This is a genomic window from Erwinia sp. MYb416 (genome assembly GCF_037479575.1).
GTDB lineage: Bacteria > Pseudomonadota > Gammaproteobacteria > Enterobacterales > Enterobacteriaceae > Erwinia > Erwinia rhapontici.
In genome coordinates, this window is the sequence record NZ_JBBGYT010000323.1 from 1 (window position 1) to 1,589 (window position 1,589).

General features: G+C 49.7%; 1 protein-coding gene. It reads right to left on the minus strand.

Annotation, left to right across the window (positions count from 1 at the left end):
* A partial coding sequence (locus WH277_RS03885; protein ID WP_339504463.1) for a M48 family metallopeptidase occupies nt 1-1,191 on the minus strand: 1,191 nt, incomplete at its 3' end.
* Nucleotides 1,192-1,589 lie beyond the last annotated feature (398 nt).

Below are 1,589 nucleotides of genomic sequence, written 5' to 3' on the forward strand. Positions count from 1 at the left end.
GCTGATACCCAGTTCATTCTCATGCAGGGTTTTATTATCAAACAGTGTCTGCTCAACTTCGCTGCGATAGCTGGCATAAGCAGAGATTTTAATCAGTGACTCGACAATCGCTGCAGGGGCAATCAGGCTGGCGGCATTACGGTCTGCAACGAATTCACGCTCGCGACTGTTGCGCTGCCACGCCAGTTCAAACAGCATGCGATAGAGGCAAAGGGGATAATAGACCATCACCGTAGAGATATCTTTTCTCATCAGATGGATGTACTGATCAAAACGATGAAGTTTCGGCCCCAGTAAGGCACCTGATGCCGTATCGCCTTCATGCAGATGGGTTAACTCATGCACCATGACGCCATCAGCCTGAGCGGTAGTCAACTGGCGCAGCAACGGGATGCTGACATACAGCTTGCGGCCGTCAAGGACCTGTCCTTCGAGGCTCAAAGGCGCTTCAGTCACATAAAAGTTGGTATCGATACCGGCAATAATATGGTCCGGTGGTGCCGTTCCGACCTGGGATGCCAGCGTATCAATGCGCGCCCACAGGGCCGGCGCTGCGTCACGCGTCACCACATCGCCTTCAACATCGTCTTCCGGCGGCAGCTTTTTGAAGATGCCCCTGATCATATAGTACATCGCGACCAGCACCAGCAGCCCCATCGCCATCACCAGCTTCGGATAATAGGTTTGGGTAAAGAATGCCGTTCCCCAGAAGGAGAGCCAGACCAGCATTCCCCCCTGAACCAGCACTTCCAGCGCACTCGCCAGCATCAGGAACGGACGTGCCAACCTCAGGCTTTGCAACTGTCCCTGACGACTTTTAAATGCCAGCACGCTGAACAGCACAATCATGCCCAGCATGACGACGCCGCCCACCAGCGTCCAGAAGGCCACTTTATCGATCATCCAGAACTGCCATAGCTCTGATTTCTCAGCACAGACGGCATTCTGATAGTCGAGCAGATCCTCCGGCACTGTGCCACACACGCTGGACGGCGGGTTCTGTTGCAGGAAAGTGGTCAGTTTATTGACGTCCTGGCCCTGCCCACGAGCATCATCAATAAAGATCGCACTGTATTCCTGATCGAGTTGACGCGTACCGTATTCGGCAAACACCAGTGTAATAGTGGGGATCAGGAAAAGCGTGACTAAAAGCCAGAGGAATACCTTGGTATATCCTTTTTTCAATGCCATTAATTCGTTCAAAATAATAAACTCGCAAACTGTGTGTTAGAAGACAAAGCTGCTTATATCAGGCAATACCGAAAGAGAGATCTCCCGGCATAATGAAAAATGGCGTGAGATCCTTCTCTGGTCATGCGTCAGCTATATTATAAACTTAGGGGAGTAAACAGGGCTATAAGACAATATTTTAGCAGGAGCAACAAGAGGTTAACGTCGTTTTAGGATTATTTACCTGGCGCAGGAAAAACAATGCCGTTGCAGAACGGGGAATATCCTGCAACGGAAGAGATTAATTTGAGTTAATTCCACTTAATCCCGGAAATACATCACGTTAATAAGCACGGGATGATTTAAGGTTTTTTTATAACACCTTACGGCTATTCGCTGTCAGATGATAAGGATGCTGG